The sequence below is a fragment of the Croceicoccus estronivorus genome (genome assembly GCF_001625325.1).
Lineage (GTDB): Bacteria > Pseudomonadota > Alphaproteobacteria > Sphingomonadales > Sphingomonadaceae > Caenibius > Caenibius estronivorus.
Window position 1 is genome coordinate 1 of the sequence record NZ_JRQQ01000002.1, and the last position, 15,996, is coordinate 15,996.

Genomic DNA, 15,996 nt, shown 5'->3' on the forward strand with positions numbered 1-15,996 from the left:
GATTTGGTTTGTAAACACTCCCTCAGAGTGCACCATTTTTCAAAGGGTTAAGAGTTTCCTGCCTGGCTTAAGGTAACTCATAGGTAACGCGGGGCGGCGAGCGGCGGTATTCTCTAACATTCGATCTAACCACATAAGTCGAGGCGCCAAACCCAAAACAAACGGAGGGTATATGCCGCCAATTGACGCGGTAGCGCCGATTCTGCTCAGTGCGGCGAATCAAGGGCCACTCATCCACTATCCGCCAGGCAATGAAGCTTACTGGTGAACCCGCCCCGCGAGCGGCCAAGAGCGCGTCGATGAGTCCCCCTTTTCCGCCCGCTACCGAGACATGGGCGCGGACTGTAGTGCTGTCGATGCTGTAATGGCCGCTGTCGGCCATAATCTCGGCAAGCGTCACTGCTACGGTTTCCCAGACCCCAGCTTCGCTCCACCGTCGGAACCGGCGATAGATCGTGTTCCAACTGCCGTATTTGGGCGGGACGTCGCGCCACGGAGCGCCGCACCAAAGCCGCCAGAGGATGCCGTTGACGATGGCGCGGTTCTGCTCGGGAGGCCTGCCTCCAAAAAACAGCCTTGAATCAATCCCAAGCGATCAGGGCAATCGGATTGCGAATAGAATTTCGCGGGAGTGGATATTTGAGGCCATCGCTGACCGTTTCAGTGAAGTTCTGCTCCACAGGTTTTGTGACGGCACATGTCCCAGGTTACGAGGCCGGTCCTGCAATACTCGATATGTGAACCGCCATCCTTCAATAGCTTTTCACCACAATTCCAGCACCGCAGACGGAAAAGTGGGATCATGAATAAAAGCACAAAAGCCGTCCAACCGATGAATGCCACATCTGGATGGGAGGGCGTCGCGATAAACAGGAAGAACGCTGCGGCCGCCAACGTGAGGCGCAGACGTTTTGAGTGTCGAACGAAGGCGGTTTTCGCAGCCATGCGCCCGAACCTACTACGCCACCTTTCATTCGCAACGGAATTTGTCCACGCCGCCTAAGCAAGCCGCCTTCAATCAATAGGCCAGCCATCATTACCGATGCGCTGCCGCTTCCTTGGCTTGCCGCCTTGTGCCTCAATGCCCTCAAGAGCAGTCTTTTCCATGTGCAGCGCGAGCGGACATCGGCGCTTAAGGTCAGATCGCCTGCCTTACGCTCAAGTTCGGCCCGCTCTTCGTCAGTGAAGCGAACGGAAACCGGTTTGGGGTATTCCTTCTTTGCAGACTCAGTCGGGCGGTCCACCGCATTCGAGAAGGGCGCTTGAGCCGACACCCTCATGGGGTCGGCTCATCGTATCCTTTCAGGTTGGTGTGCTTGAGATGGTCGTTCCACTCGGCCAGAGTGTCGAACAGCGCGTTCGAAGTTTCACCTTCTAGGCGCACCATTTTCTCTCTCTGGCCTCTGGGCAAGGTAGCCGTACGCCCTTTTGTCTCTTCTCACATTGGTTTCGGGCGGCAAGTCGGTCTTTCGAACTCTGACGAGCTGTTGATGTGATCTGTAATGCCCAATCGTGGGCGGCATGTCATAGCCCACAGATAAATTCGAACGGTTCACGCGAAAGCGCTTGAATCCATGCCGCTTATGTGATTCCTTCAACATTGTGACCAATGCTGACGCCTTGCTTCGCTCTCCGCGCGAAAAACTGATCCGGGCTCTCTCTCTTCTGGGGGTTCTGGTGCTTGGTGGATTGGCCTTTGCCGGGCCGAGCGGTTTTTTGGCCTGGAGTGAGAACCTCAAGCTGCTGGAGCAGCGGGAGGCGCGGATTGCCGCGCTTAAGGGGGAGCGGGACGAGTTGAAGAACCGCGTCGCATTGCTCGATCCCAAGCATGCCGATCCGGATCTCGTCGGGGAGCTGCTGCGCAGCAACCTCAATGTCGCTCATCCCGATGAAGTGGTCATTACACTCAATTGATCGCAATTGCGCGGTGTTGTGCGTGATCGGGTGATGTCACGTGAGATAGTGCGCAATCCGCCCATTCTGGCCGTTGCCTAGGCGCGTGGCTTGCGCCTATAGGCTAGGCACCACTGTTCGGTTTCCCGATGGTTAGCCGCATGATGAGAGGACAGGAATCTTGGCAAAGCCTGCCGCCAGTTCTGGCAACAGTTCGCGAAAGACCGCACGCAAAAAGACCACTCCGCCTGAAGATGACAATTTCGCTCTCCGCAGCCTTCAGGAAGAGCATGAGAAGCAGAAGCGCTACGAAGCCAGCGATGAAGAACTGCTGACCTTCTACGAGCAGATGCTGCTGATCCGCCGCTTTGAAGAGCGGGCTGGCCAGCTCTATGGCCTCGGCCTGATAGGTGGTTTCTGCCATCTTTATATCGGTCAGGAAGCTGTGGCCGTGGGCATCCAGTCGGCGCTTGAAGCCGGCAAGGACAGCGTGATCACCGGTTATCGCGACCATGGTCACATGCTGGCCTATGGCATCGATCCCAAGGTCATCATGGCCGAACTGACGGGACGGGAGGCAGGGATCAGCCGCGGCAAGGGCGGCTCGATGCACATGTTCTCGACCGACCACGGTTTTTACGGCGGACACGGCATTGTGGGCGCGCAAGTGCCATTGGGGGCGGGCCTCGCCTTTGCGCACCAATATCGTGAAGACGGTGGCGTTTGCGTGGCCTATTTTGGCGACGGCGCGGCCAATCAGGGCCAGGTCTATGAAACCTTCAACATGGCCAGTCTCTGGAAATTGCCGATCGTTTTCGTGATCGAGAACAATCAGTATGCCATGGGCACTTCCGTAAAGCGGAGTTCGGCAGAAACGCATTTCTATCGCCGGGGCACGGCTTTCCGTATTCCGGGAATGGATGTGAACGGCATGGATGTGCTGGAAGTCAGACAAGCGACGGAAATCGCCTTGCGCCATGTGAGGGATGGCAATGGCCCGGTCCTCTTGGAACTGAACACGTACCGTTATCGCGGCCATTCCATGTCCGATCCGGCCAAGTATCGTACGCGTGAGGAAGTGCAGGACGTGCGCGAACATAACGATTCGATCGAACGGGCAAGGAAGGAACTGCTCGATCGTGGAATGTCAGAGGACAAGTTGAAGGAAATCGACAAGCGCATTCGCGCAACCGTGGCTGACGCGGCCGGTTTCGCGGAGAACTCGCCTGAGCCGGATCCGTCGGAACTTTATACTGATGTCGTGGTGGAGAATTACTGATGGCGATCGAGCTGAAAATGCCAGCCCTGTCGCCAACCATGGAAGAAGGCACCTTGGCCAAATGGCTGGTCAAGGAAGGCGATGAAGTCCACGCGGGCGATATTCTGGCCGAAATAGAGACCGACAAGGCTACGATGGAATTCGAAGCCGTCGATGAAGGTACGGTCGGGAAGATCGTGGTTCCTGAGGGAACCGAGAATGTGAAGGTCGGCACGGTGATTGCGATGCTGGCGGGTGAGGGCGAAGATGCTTCGGCCGTTGAGCAGGAAGAAGCTCCTGCACCGGCCGCCATGGAAAAATCTGCGAGCCCGAAAAGTGCGGATACTGTTGAAGCACCCAAGGCGAAGCCGCGCGTCGATGACCCGGAAATTCCCGCCGGGACCAATATGGTCACCGTTACGGTCCGCGAAGCGTTGCGCGATGCCATGGCTGAAGAGATGCGCCGTGACGAGCGTGTGTTCGTGATGGGTGAGGAAGTCGCTCAGTATCAGGGGGCCTACAAGGTCACGCAGGGACTGTTGGACGAATTCGGACCCAAGCGGGTGATCGATACCCCGATTACCGAATATGGCTTTGCCGGTATCGGTACGGGTGCGGCGATGGGCGGCTTGCGTCCGATCGTGGAATTCATGACATTTAACTTCGCCATGCAGGCGATCGACCACATCATCAATTCGGCCGCCAAGACCAATTACATGTCAGGCGGCCAGATGCGCTGTCCGGTGGTATTTCGCGGGCCTAACGGAGCGGCCAGCCGCGTCGGGGCTCAACACAGCCAGAACTATGCGTCTTGGTATGCGCATGTTCCCGGCCTGGTCGTGATTGCTCCTTATGATGCGTCTGATGCGAAAGGACTGCTGAAGGCGGCGATCCGTAGTGAAGATCCCGTAGTCTTCCTGGAAAATGAACTGGTCTATGGGCGCAGCTTCGAACTGGCTCAACTCGATGACCATGTCTTGCCGATAGGCAAAGCGCGGATTGTCCGTGAAGGAACGGATGTTACCATCGTATCCTATTCTATAGGTGTTGGTCTTGCCCTGGAGGCGGCAGAAACCTTGGCGGAAGAAGGGATCGATGCCGAAGTGGTCGATTTGCGCACATTGCGTCCACTCGACCGCGAAACCATTCTGACCAGCCTGGCGAAGACCAACCGTGTGGTCATCGCGGAAGAGGGCTGGCCGCAATGCTCAATCGCGTCTGAAGTGGCTGCGATTTGCATGGAGGACGGGTTCGACGATCTGGATGCGCCGGTCTTGCGTGTCTGTAATGAGGACGTCCCCTTGCCGTATGCCGCAAATCTCGAAAAACTCGCGCTGATCGATGCTACGCGTATCGTGGAAGCCGCGAAAAAGGTTTGCTACCGCTGAGTTAGGCCCAGTTCTGACTGTGGTTTGATCGACTTGGCGCTTTATAGTTTTGAGAAATTGCATGGCGGCGCGGAGTGAAGGCACTCTGCGCCGCCATGCAATTCATGCGGGAAATCCGCATGAGAAATAGCCATGTGCAAGTCGCACCTGTGGGTGATCGCTCGGTCACTTTGGATGCTTCGCGGCGAGACGCCTAAAGCCAAGGTTAAAATATTCGTATCGACTTATTCGGTACTCGCAGCGCGCCATTTTTCTTCCAACGCAATGGTTACCTCCGCAAAAGTTACATTCCCTTGCCTTCCAGCCGGTGGGCATCGTTAAGAATTCCTTAGATAGAACTGTGCGAACGCCCACCTTGAGTCTCGCTACGCAAGGGTTGATTGAAGGATGGGGCACTCCCGGGGCACAATGCGGTGGACATCCGGACTGCTGACGAAACTTCTTCGCCAGACGTCAGGTAATATCCTGCCCTTGACAGCAGTGGCTATTTTCGTCGTCGCGGCCTTGGTTGGCGGCGGCGTGGATGCCAGCCGTGCATACAAGGTTCACAACCGTTTGCAGAGCGCCTGCGACGCGGCTGTTCTTGCTGGCCGCAGAGCGGTTTCGAGCAACGGTTTCGATACTGCGGCAGAGCGTGAAGCAGACGACTATTTCGATGTGAACTTCGACGATGCGAACCAGGGCGTTTCGGGTACGCTTTTTACGCCATCGAGCAATGATAACGGTAATACCGTCAACGGTGCCGCTTCAACCACGATGCAGACAGCAGTGATGAGCCTGTTCGGGGTCGATTCCGTTGATCTGTCGGTAAATTGCGCCGCATCCATGTCTCTGGGCAACAGCGATGTTGTCATGGTGCTTGATACGACTGGTTCGATGGGAGGCTATATCAGCTATAGTCAGACCAGACTGCAGGCATTGCAGGCTGCGATGAAGAATTTCTACGATACAGTCGCACTTGCCACTCAAGGGTCCAATGCGCGCGTTCGCTATGGCTTTGTGCCTTACAGTTCGTCGGTCAATGTCGGCAGGCTGATCTATGCCAAGAACCCTGACTATCTGGTCGATACATACAAGATCCAATCGCGTGAGCCTGTTTACAAGACCATCACGGTGGAAGAATTCGACCATTGGGATAGTCCGGTATATTCCAGCGGAAGCGGTTCCAGTTCGATCAGCTATTCCTATGACTATCAGTATTCGGGGACGCGATACTCAAAATCGAATAGCTGTGAAGATGACCTTCCCGATGATGAAGGATGGTCGAATTATGGTTCGTCCAGCACGGACACTGAGACGGACATAAACCGGGACGGTCAGCGCGTTACCACCACCACGGTATCCCAGTCGCAAAGGGCGAAGGATTACTTCTGCGTTCGTCAAGGCAGCGGATGGGGCGGAAAATATTATCAGCAGTACTACCGGTATATGTACCGTAACGCATACCAATATCAGTATGCGACTGAAGACCCGGTCTACACCTCGGTCGAAACCCACGAATTCGATCACTTCCTGTACAAGCAGGTCACTTACGACACGAGCAACTACAAGGCCTTCTCGAGTGCCACCACTCAGACAGGCAACAATGGTTCTGATGTAAACTCGACCTGGGGCGGTTGCATTGAGGAGCGCAAGACGGTTGCGGCCAGCAATTTCAGTTACTCGAAGCTGCTCGGTTATTCGCCCAGCGGCGTGTACGATCTGGATATCGATATGGCGCCGGATCCGTCTGACGATGATACGAAATGGGCCCCGATGTGGCCGGAAGTCTCCTATTATCGGACGTCCTGGGTAAGCTCGTATTATGGTGGCAGTTATAACATTTCGGATGTCACGACGAGCCTGACAGGGGGTAAGGCTTCGTCGAATTGTCCTCAGGCAGCCAAACTGCTTGGTTCGATGACGAAATCCGAATTCTACGCCTATGCCAATTCGCTGTATGCGCAGGGCAATACCTATCACGATCTTGGCATGATCTGGGGTGGGCGTCTGAGTTCCCCGGACGGTATCTTCTCGGCCAACGTTACCGAGGAACCAGCCAACGGTGGTAAGGTTGCCCGGCATATCATCTTCATGACCGACGGTCAGATGGAACCGAATTACCAGATCCAGTCGAGTTATGGCATCGAGTTCCATGACCGGCGCGTGACCGATGATGGGCGTTCAAACGACGCTTCGCGGCACACCGCGCGTTTCCGCGCCGTGTGCGATGCAGTCAAAGCCAAAGGGATCCGGATTTGGGTTATCGCCTTTGGGGCCTCGCTTACGACGGATCTTGAGGCATGTGCTTCGAGTGACAGTGCCTTTACTGCAAGCAACGCGGATCAATTGAACGACGCTTTCCAGGAAATCGCGAAGAATGTCGGCGAACTGCGAGTGACGCTGTGATTGGATTGATACGTCCTATGCCAAGTCGGCGTTTGCGCCACGTTACCCGTCTGCGAAAGCTGGTTGCAGATCGTTCAGGGGCCGCAATTCCGGAGTTCGCGCTGGCGGTTCCGATCTGGCTCATGCTCTTGATGGGAGTATTGGACCTTGGGCAGCTGGCCTATGCGAAGTCGGTACTGAATGGTGCGGTACAGGATGCTGCGCGCAGTTCCTCGCTTGAGACAGCGGATACAGCCGTGGCCGATGACAAGGTTGAACGCATGGTCAGCACAATCGCCCCTCACGCCAGCCTGACGGCAAGTCGCCTGAGCTATTACGACTTTGCGGATATCGGACGGCCCGAGGCATGGAATGACGCTGACTCCGACGGCATTTGCAACAATGGCGAAACTTATACCGATGAGAACGGCAATGGTCAGTGGGATGCCGATATTGGCGGAACCGGTAACGGCGGTGCCAACGACGTCGTTTTGTACACTGTGACCATTACTTACGAACGGCTGTTCAAGATGCCGTTTTTGCCTGGTTCAAAAGAGCGCTCGATCACGGCGACGGCTGTGAAGAAGAACCAGCCTTACGCCAATCAGGATGGTTACGGATCGGAGGCAGACTCATGCGATTGAAGTCTGTCACTCCATTGTTCAATGGACGCTTTGCCGGTTTGTGCCGCCGGGCAAAGAATGTGTGTGCCAGGATCGGAAAAGACAGATCCGGTATCAGCATTACCGAGCTTGCCCTTTGTCTGCCGCCATTCCTGTTCCTGGGTATGTACGGCATTGAAGTGATGAATCTGGCATCGGCCAATCTGCAGGTGAGCCAGCTCGCACTTTCGGTTGCCGACAATGCTTCTCGTCTAGGGCAGACTGACAATAGCAGTGTGACGCCTACTGTGACCGAAACCGATGTCGACTCCGTCATGTTCGGAGCAATGAAGCAAGGGGAGGGGATCGATTTCGAGCAGAACGGCCGCATCATTCTCTCGAGTCTGGAATACGACAATTACACGCGCCGCCAGTACATTCATTGGCAACGTTGCCGCGGCGATCTCGATCGTGAATCCGCTTACGGGAATGATACGGACAAAAGCGGCCTGACTGGTGACAGGCTGTACGGGATGGGTGTCGGCACAAACAAGATCACTGCCAATCCCGGTTCCGCAGTGATGTATGCTGAAGTGTTCTATAAATATGAGGGCATTTTCGGAGACATGTTCGTCAAAAACCGTGACATCGTGCAGGAGGCTGCCTTCCTCATACGCGACGACAGAAATCTGTCGCCGGGCGTCAGTGGCACCAATGTGAACAACCTCTGTTCGTAATCCGTGCCGGGGTGGAACTCACTGTCAAATCATGCATAATTGCGGATTGAACCATTTTCGGAAAATTCGCGTTCCCTATGCGGGATTCACTTGTTGAAGAGTTGCCGGTTCCTCAGCGCTTGGCATTGACCTATTCCCCCGCAGAGATGCGGGGAATGACATTGGCGTTGCTTGCGCTCGATACGCGTTGCGGCACGATTATTCGTCAGGCTCGAGAACCCATATTGGCGCAAATGCGTTTGGCTTGGTGGCGTGAATTATTGCAAAAGCCGTGCGATGAATGGCCAACGGGTGATCCGTTGATCGAACTTTTAGGTGCATGGGCCGGGGAAGCGCCGGCGCTCGTGAACCTCGTCGAAAGCTGGGAGACCCTGCTGTCGGATTTCCCGCTCAAGCATGAGCATATGGATTCCTTTGCCAGTGGTCGTGGAACTGCCTTTGCCGCGTTGGCACGACTTGCTGGGGAAGAGGAATATGTCGAAAGCGTGCGCCAAGCTGGCCATTGCTGGGGCTTGGTTGATCTCGCGCAGGGATTGAGCAATCCGGAAGAGCGAGCCATGGCATTCGCGTTGGCCGAAAGGGAAGCGATCAGTCGGTGGAATCTGCCGCGCAAGCTACGTACTCTTGCCGTACTGGGCGGCTTGGCCCGGCGGAGCATGGCCAAGGGGGGAAGACCACTGCTTTCCGGGCCTGGAGACATGGTTGTGGCGCTCCGGCTTGGAATGATCGGGCGCTAGTGATGACGCCGCGTGATGTTGGTTGGTGAAGGTATGAACCGGATCGTGTTGGGGGCGCTGGCTGCGCTTTGTTTTGCCGGGATCGGGATGTTCTGGTGGCAGGGTAGGGCAGAAGTCGAGAAAAGTGCGCCACCCCCGCCAACAGTCGCTGACACCCCCGGAGAGGATGAACTTCCCATTGCCGATGTGTCGGGACTGCAGGGCCCCGAGCCTCCGGAGGCGAGCGAACTGACGCGGGAGCAGCATCGCTTCTTCCGTTATGATCGCAACAGGGATTGGCGGATCACGCGCAATGAAATGCTTTCGACGCGGGCAGATGCCTTCCGGAAGCTCGATGTGGATGGAAACAATCTGCTTACATTCGAGGAATGGGCGGTCACGACATCGAACAGATTCCTGGCGGCCGATGCCAATGGCGATGGCGAATTGACTCCGCAGGAGTTTGCAACGACCGCGCCGAAGCCCAAAAAGAAGCCTGCCTGCCGGTGTTGAGCGCGGAGACGGCTCAGGCCGGAACCAGTTCCATCCCTTTCAGCCAGGCATCGAAATCGGCTTTGCCGCGAGTGGTATAGGCTTCCTTGCGGGCCTTTTTCTTGATTTCATGCAAGGGGGGGAACAGGCCGAAATTGACATTCATCGGCTGATAGCTGTCGGCCTCTGCATCGCCGGTGATGTGAGAGAGCAGCGCGCCCATAGCGGTAGTGCGCGGCGGATCTTGCCAACTGCGGCCTGCCAGTTCCGCAGCGGCCATCATCCCTGCGAGGAGCCCGACGGCAGAGCTTTCGACATAACCTTCGCAACCGGTGATCTGTCCGGCGAACCGCACATGCTCCGCAGCTTTCAGGCGCAACTGCCTGTCCAGCACCGTTGGGGAGTTTATGAAGGTGTTGCGATGCAGTCCGCCAAGCCGGGCAAACTCGGCATTCTCAAGTCCGGGAATGGTGCGAAACAGTCGAACCTGCTCCCCGTGCTTCAACTTGGTCTGAAAACCGACCATGTTCCACAAGGTGCCGAGCTTGTTATCCTGCCGCAACTGCACGACTGCATATGGCCAGCGCCCTGTGCGCGGATCGTCCAGTCCAACCGGCTTCATCGGGCCGAAGCGCAAGGTATCGACGCCGCGTTCAGCCATCACCTCTATCGGCATGCAGCCGTCGAAGTAGGGCGTGTTGGCCTCCCATTCCTTGAAAGCCGTCTTCTCCCCGTCGATCAGCCCTTGATGGAAAGCAAGATATTGCTCTTTGTCCATGGGGCAATTGATGTAATCCTTGCCATCGCTGTCGGGCCCGCTTTTTTTGTCCCAACGTGATTGCTTCCAGCAGATCGACATGTCGATGCTGTCGAAATGGACGATCGGGGCAATCGCATCGAAGAACGCGAGGCTGTCTTCTCCGGTTGCCATGCCGATACTCGTGGCAAGCGCTGGCGCCGTCAGCGGGCCTGTCGCGACAATGACAGCGCCACTGGCGGGCAGGGCATCCACGCGTTCCCGCACTAGGGTAATGTTGGGATGGCCTTCCAATGTTTTCTGGACCTCATCGGAAAATACATCACGATCGACTGCCAGAGCTGACCCAGCCGGCACTCGGGCGACTTCGCCCGCCCGCATTATGAGTGAATCCAGCCGCCGCATTTCGTGGTGCAGCAGGCCCACGGCATTTTTCTGGTCATCATCGGAACGGAACGAATTGGAACAGACCAGTTCGGCCAGACCGGTGGTTTCATGCGCAGGCGTCATGTCGCCTGATCCGCGCATTTCGGAAAGGCGGACCTTGAATCCCCGACGGGCGAGTTGCCAGGCTGCTTCGCTTCCGGCGAGGCCGCCACCGATAATGTGGATGTCATGCGTCATTGCCAGCGCCCTACAGCTTGCATGGCTGTGCATTCAAGGCCAAGCAGGCGCAAGAGGGACGAACAATGCCTAAGCGCGCACTTTACGAGAAACGGCCATATCTTCTGGCCAGCATTGCTGCGGCAGTGGCATATTATCTGCTACGCGATGGTCCAACGCCAGGACTCTACCTTTCATTCGTGAAGGGAACGGCAGTTGCGATGCTGGCCATCTATGCGATGCTTCGCCACCGGAGCCGGGATGCACAATGGCTTGCCGGTGTCATGGCGATTGCCGCGCTGGCCGACGTGATTTTTGAATTCGACGAATTTTCTGGCGGGCTGCTGTACTTTGTCAGCCTTCTCATGGCTCTCGCGCTGTTTTTGCGCAACTTGAGAGAGCAACCTAGCTCCAGTCAGAAAGCGGCTGCAACGGCACTGCTCCTGACAACCCCCTTGATCTCGTGGTTATTGTCACAAGAATTATCTGTCGCGCTGTATGGTCTTGCCCTGGGGGGCATGGCGGGTAGTGCCTGGGTCAGCCGCTTTTCCCGCTATCACGTGGGGCTGGGGGCCGTCCTGTTCGTTGCTTCGGATTTTCTTGTTGTGGCGCAAATGCACGTATTGCCACCCGCTTCCCCTGCGGAATGGTTCAGTTGGCCGTTATACTATTGCGGCCAGTTTCTGATTTGCACCGGGGTGATCCAAACGCTCAGGCGTGACCATCAAGCATAATTGATGGCAACGCCTAAGCGGTTTGACCTATTCGTCTTCTCCGGACGGCTCGTCGCGATCGGGGGTTTCGGGAATTTCAGTGCTGGGCGAATCCCCCCGGACCATTTCTTCGACGATCGCTTCTTCAGCCTCGTTTTCCGGGGCTTCCTGTTCGTCAATGCGCACTGCGCTGACCACATGTTCATTCTCGGACACGTCGAACAGGCGTACGCCCGCACTGGCGCGGCCAATGACACGCAATGAAGCGAGACTGATACGGATCAATTTGGCCTGATCCGTCACCAGCATGAGCTGGTCGGACTTGGTGGCGCTGAAACTGGCGACAACCGGGCCGTTGCGCTTGATATTGTCGATATTCGTGATGCCCTGACCTCCGCGGCCAGTGCGACGATATTCATAAGCCGAACTGAGCTTGCCATAGCCATTGGCGCAAACGGTAAGGATGAATTGCTCCTTCTCGGCCATTTCGGCAAAGCGTTCATCTGCCAGACTGGGCTGGCCATCCTTCTCCGCCTTCCAGGGAGCATAACGGAGATATTCCTCCCGCTCTTCCGGCTCGGTTCCCACGCGATGAAGGATCGAGAGCGAAACGACTTCGTCCCCGTCTTTCAAATTCATGCCACGGACGCCGGTGGATGTGCGGCTCGTAAATTCGCGAACATCGTCGGCTGCAAAGCGGATTGCCTTGCCGTTGCGACTGGCCAGGAGCACGTCATCACCGGAATCCAGCAGGGCGACGCCAATCAGGCGTTCATCGCTGCCGTCCTCGAACCGCATGGCCAGCTTGCCGTTTGAAGGAATGTTGGTGAAGGCATCCATCGAGTTGCGGCGGACACTGCCCTTCGCTGTAGCAAAAACAACGCTGAGGGCGCCCCAGCTTTCCTCGTCTTCGGGCAGAGGCAGGACTGTCGCAATGGTTTCGCCCTGATCAAGTGCTGGCAGCAGGTTGATGATCGGGCGCCCACGCGTTGCGGGGCCTCCTTCCGGCAATTTCCAGACTTTCAGGCGATAGACCTTGCCGGCCGTAGAGAAGAACAGCACCGGATTATGGGTGCTGGTCACAAACATGTCGCTGATGACGTCCTGATCTTTGGTCGCCATGCCTGCGCGGCCCTTGCCGCCACGATTCTGCGCGCGGAATGTCGAGAGCGGGGTACGCTTGATGTAGCCATCCAGCGTCACGGTCACGACCATGTCGTCACGCTCGATCAGGTCCTCGTCTTCCAGACCGTCCCAGGCAGGCGCGATCTCGGATACACGGGGGGTGGCATAAAGATCCCGTATTTCCTCCAGTTCGCTGCGCAATACGGCGTAGAGCTTTACCCGATCAGCGAGGATGGAGAGATATTCCTCGATCGCAATCGACAGTTCTTTCAGCTCATCGCCGATTTCATCGCGCCCCAGTGCGGTGAGGCGATGCAGGCGCAGATCGAGAATTGCCTTCACCTGCACTTCGGAGAGACGATACGTGCTGTCGCCTTCCGCGCTGGCGTTGGGCTCGAAAGCCTCGATCAGCCGGATGTAGGGGGCAATGTCGCCAATTTCCCATTCACGGGTCAGAAGGCGTTCGCGAGCCTGAGCCGGATTGGACGATCCGCGGATAATGGCAACCACTTCGTCGAGGTTGGAAACCGCAACGACAAGGCCAAGCAAGATGTGAGCTCGATCGCGGGCCTTGTTCAGTTCGAATTTGGTCCGGCGAGTAATGACCTCCTCGCGAAACTGGATGAAGGCCTGGATCATGTCGCGCAGCGACAGAACCTCTGGCCTGCCGCCGCGGATTGCCAGCATATTGGCCGGGAAGCTCGATTGTGCCGGCGTGTGGCGCCAAAGCTGGTTGAGCACGACTTCCGGCGTTGCATCACGCTTCAGATCGACGACCACGCGAACGCCTTCGCGATTGGATTCGTCGCGGATGTCGGAAATACCCTCGATCCGCTTTTCCTTGGCGGCTTCCGCGATCTTCTCGACCAGGCCGGATTTGCCGACCTGATAGGGGATCGAAGTCAGGATGATGGATTGCCGGTCGCCGCGTCCTTCTTCGATCGCATGACGGCAACGCATCAGGATTGAACCGCGCCCTGCGGTATAGGCGGCACGCGCACCGGCGGAACCGAGGATCAACGGCGCGGTTGGAAAATCCGGGCCGGGAATGATTTCAAAGAGTTCCTCGGTCGTGATCGCCGGGTTCTCGATAAAAGCAAGGCAACCCTGGATTACTTCGCCAAGGTTGTGAGGTGGGATATTGGTCGCCATGCCGACCGCGATGCCGCCAGCGCCATTGACCAGAAGATTGGGAAAGCGGGCAGGCAGGACCTGAGGTTCGCGGCGGGAACCATCGTAGTTGTCCTGAAAATCGACGGTATCCTTGTCCAGGTCGTCGAGCAGGCTGTTGGCGACCTTCGCCAGTCGCGCCTCGGTGTATCGCATCGAGGCGGGCGGGTCAGGGTCCATCGAACCGAAATTGCCCTGACCATCGATCAGTGGAACGCGCATCGACCAGTTTTGCGTCATACGCGCCAGAGCGTCGTAGATCGCGGAGTCACCGTGGGGGTGATAGTTACCCATCACGTCACCGACGATCTTCGCACTCTTGCGATAAGGACGACCAGCGACGAAGCCGCCCTCCTGGCTGGCGAACAGGATGCGGCGATGAACCGGCTTCAATCCATCGCGGACGTCGGGCAACGCGCGAGCCACGATCACGCTCATCGCGTAATCGAGATAGCTCGTCTTCATCTCATCGACGATGTCGATCCGTTCAATATCCGGACCTGCGGAGGGAACGGGAGGATTCAGGGTATCGGTGTCGTCGCTCACGGAATTAGGCGTCTCTCGTACTTACTTATTACTGTAACTTCCGCCTAGGCCAACGGGCGGTGAAAGGCCAGCCATACGGCCTCGGCAGCGGCCGTTTTCCACATGCGCAGGAACGGTCACAAGGCAGTCCGCCGCAGCACTGGCTCATTCAATCGCGGTTCAGTCCGCAAACCCTATGTCGGCAAGGTTGCAAAACCGCGCTTTTGGCTTCACTAGCGCGATTATTTGCTGGTTTGGGCCGCGCAAAGTGGCCGTAAGAGGAGATAATGGATGCGGGGACTTTTCCCTAAGAAGTCGGTGAGTGCTCTCGCGGTAGCCATGGCGGCGTGCCTGACTGTTACGGGGTACGGACTGACTGCAGCGCCTGCCATGGCCGCCAAGGCCAAGAAGGCCAACTACAGCAAGGAATTTGTGGCTGCGGCGGGCCCCGTTCAGGAAGAGATTGCCAAGCTTGAAAAGCTGAAGGCTGGCGGTGCCAACCAGGCGCAACTCGATTCTGCCGTTGCTGCGGCAGTGCCGATGGCCGATGCGGCCGTTGCTGCCGTTGCAGAAGGCAATGACGACGACAAGATGGCTGCCGGTAACTTCCTTCTGAGCCTCGGCACGATCAACGAAGATAACGAACTGCGTAAGCGCGGCGTCAAGATGATGATCGAAAGCGGTCGTCTTGATGCTGAAAAGCTCCCGGCCTTCCAGTTCTATCTCGGCAATTTCGCGTATGCGACCAAGGATTATGCCACTGCTGCCCCGGCGTTGAAAGCGGCGGCGGAAGCAGGTTTCCAGAATGATGCTCTCGGGCCGTTGCTTGTCGACGCCTATGCTCAGGCTGGGCAGGAGAAGGAAGGTATTGCGGCTTTCAAGCAGGCTGTGGCCGCTCGCAAAGCGACAGGTGCATCGGTTCCCGGCTCTTGGTTCGACCGGGCGACGCTGGTTGCCTACAATGGCAAGCTTGGACCTGAAGCGATTGATGTTGCTGCCATGTCGGTGGCTGAAAATCCGTCGAACACAAGCTGGCTGAATGCCGCGCAGATGGTCCGTACGTTTGCCGGTTTCGATGTCCCGGCCACTCTCGACCTGTTCCGCCTCATGGATCGCTCGGGCGGTCTTAACAACGACCCCAAGTTCGTTCGGCCGGAATACAAGGAGTACATTGAATCCGCCGATCCGCGCCGCTTGCCGGGTGAAGTGGTGCGGGTGATCGACAAGGGGGTCGCATCGGGCGCGCTGAGCCTGTCGGACACGTGGGTTGCGGAAGCTCGTCAGAACGCCGCGCCGCGTATTGCGAGCGACAAGGCTTCGCTGCCCGGTGAAGTCGCCGGAGCAAAAGCTGCCGGTGGATCAAAGGCGCTCAACCTTGCCGATGCGTTCCTGAGCTATGGCGATGCAGCGCAGGCAGAAGATCTGTACAAGGCGGCTCTCGCCAGCGGTGGGGCCGATGCGAATATGGCTCTGACCCGTCTGGGCATTGCCCAATACGATCAGGGCAAATACGCTGAAGCCAAGGCCAATTTCGAGAAGGTTTCAGGCATGCGTCAGCCTCTGGCGCGCCTGTGGGTCATTCGCACGAGTGAAAAAATGGCGGGCGCTACCGCAGGCTAAGCGGAACGTTAGAGTCCGAATGGATGAAAG

At 57.1% G+C, this 15,996-nt stretch carries 13 protein-coding genes; 10 read left to right on the forward strand and 3 right to left on the reverse strand.

The window, feature by feature from the left end; translation table 11 throughout:
- Positions 1-67: 67 nt before the first annotated feature.
- Positions 68-586 carry a transposase gene (locus MB02_RS18135; protein WP_156495432.1) on the reverse strand — a complete coding sequence of 173 codons (519 nt, stop codon included), beginning with the start codon at positions 584-586 and terminating at the stop codon, positions 68-70.
- Positions 587-1,602: 1,016 nt separating this feature from the next.
- Here MB02_RS18135 and MB02_RS03135 point away from each other — a divergent pair.
- The 8 genes from MB02_RS03135 (at position 1,603) to MB02_RS03170 (ending at position 9,474) form a co-directional block, all read left to right on the forward strand.
- A complete protein-coding gene (locus tag MB02_RS03135; protein WP_067532421.1) occupies positions 1,603-1,914 on the forward strand; it encodes an FtsB family cell division protein in 312 nt (103 codons plus the stop codon).
- Between the two features lie 160 nt (positions 1,915-2,074).
- A complete protein-coding gene (gene pdhA, locus MB02_RS03140) occupies positions 2,075-3,172 on the forward strand; it encodes a pyruvate dehydrogenase (acetyl-transferring) E1 component subunit alpha (protein WP_067532424.1) in 1,098 nt (365 codons plus the stop codon).
- On the forward strand, positions 3,172-4,539 hold the full coding sequence (locus MB02_RS03145; protein ID WP_067532427.1) for a pyruvate dehydrogenase complex E1 component subunit beta: 1,368 nt from the start codon (positions 3,172-3,174) through the stop codon (positions 4,537-4,539). The genes pdhA and MB02_RS03145 overlap by 1 nt, the downstream gene beginning before the upstream one ends.
- Positions 4,540-4,947: 408 nt before the next feature.
- Positions 4,948-6,927, forward strand: a complete 1,980-nt coding sequence (locus MB02_RS03150) for a TadE/TadG family type IV pilus assembly protein (protein ID WP_067532430.1) — start codon at positions 4,948-4,950, stop codon at positions 6,925-6,927.
- A gap of 17 nt (positions 6,928-6,944) precedes the next feature.
- On the forward strand, positions 6,945-7,550 hold the full coding sequence (locus tag MB02_RS03155) for a TadE/TadG family type IV pilus assembly protein (protein WP_067532432.1): 606 nt from the start codon (positions 6,945-6,947) through the stop codon (positions 7,548-7,550).
- Positions 7,541-8,245 (forward strand): TadE/TadG family type IV pilus assembly protein, encoded by a 705-nt coding sequence (locus tag MB02_RS03160; RefSeq protein ID WP_235829411.1) that lies wholly within the window; start codon positions 7,541-7,543, stop codon positions 8,243-8,245. Before MB02_RS03155 ends, MB02_RS03160 begins: the two co-directional genes overlap by 10 nt.
- A 77-nt stretch (positions 8,246-8,322) precedes the next feature.
- On the forward strand, positions 8,323-8,982 hold the full coding sequence (locus MB02_RS03165) for a hypothetical protein (RefSeq protein ID WP_067532434.1): 660 nt from the start codon (positions 8,323-8,325) through the stop codon (positions 8,980-8,982).
- Positions 8,983-9,015: 33 nt separating this feature from the next.
- A complete protein-coding gene (locus tag MB02_RS03170) occupies positions 9,016-9,474 on the forward strand; it encodes an EF-hand domain-containing protein (RefSeq protein WP_067534048.1) in 459 nt (152 codons plus the stop codon).
- A 13-nt stretch (positions 9,475-9,487) separates the two neighbouring features.
- On the opposite strand, the gene trmFO is transcribed toward MB02_RS03170, so the two are convergent.
- Positions 9,488-10,834, reverse strand: a complete 1,347-nt coding sequence (gene trmFO, locus MB02_RS03175) for a methylenetetrahydrofolate--tRNA-(uracil(54)-C(5))-methyltransferase (FADH(2)-oxidizing) TrmFO (protein ID WP_067532436.1) — start codon at positions 10,832-10,834, stop codon at positions 9,488-9,490.
- A gap of 65 nt (positions 10,835-10,899) precedes the next feature.
- On the opposite strand from trmFO, the gene MB02_RS03180 reads away from it, so the two are divergent.
- The gene (locus MB02_RS03180) at positions 10,900-11,547 is read left to right on the forward strand and encodes a lysoplasmalogenase family protein (RefSeq protein WP_067532439.1); all 648 of its coding nucleotides are present in this window, start codon (positions 10,900-10,902) and stop codon (positions 11,545-11,547) included.
- A gap of 27 nt (positions 11,548-11,574) precedes the next feature.
- Here the strand turns inward: MB02_RS03180 and gyrA are convergent, their stop codons facing one another.
- Complete coding sequence (gene gyrA / locus MB02_RS03185; RefSeq protein ID WP_067532443.1) at positions 11,575-14,367, reverse strand: DNA gyrase subunit A; 2,793 nt, start codon at positions 14,365-14,367, stop codon at positions 11,575-11,577.
- Positions 14,368-14,637: 270 nt separating this feature from the next.
- On the opposite strand from gyrA, the gene MB02_RS03190 reads away from it, so the two are divergent.
- Positions 14,638-15,966 (forward strand): hypothetical protein, encoded by a 1,329-nt coding sequence (locus MB02_RS03190; RefSeq protein ID WP_067532446.1) that lies wholly within the window; start codon positions 14,638-14,640, stop codon positions 15,964-15,966.
- Positions 15,967-15,996 lie beyond the last annotated feature (30 nt).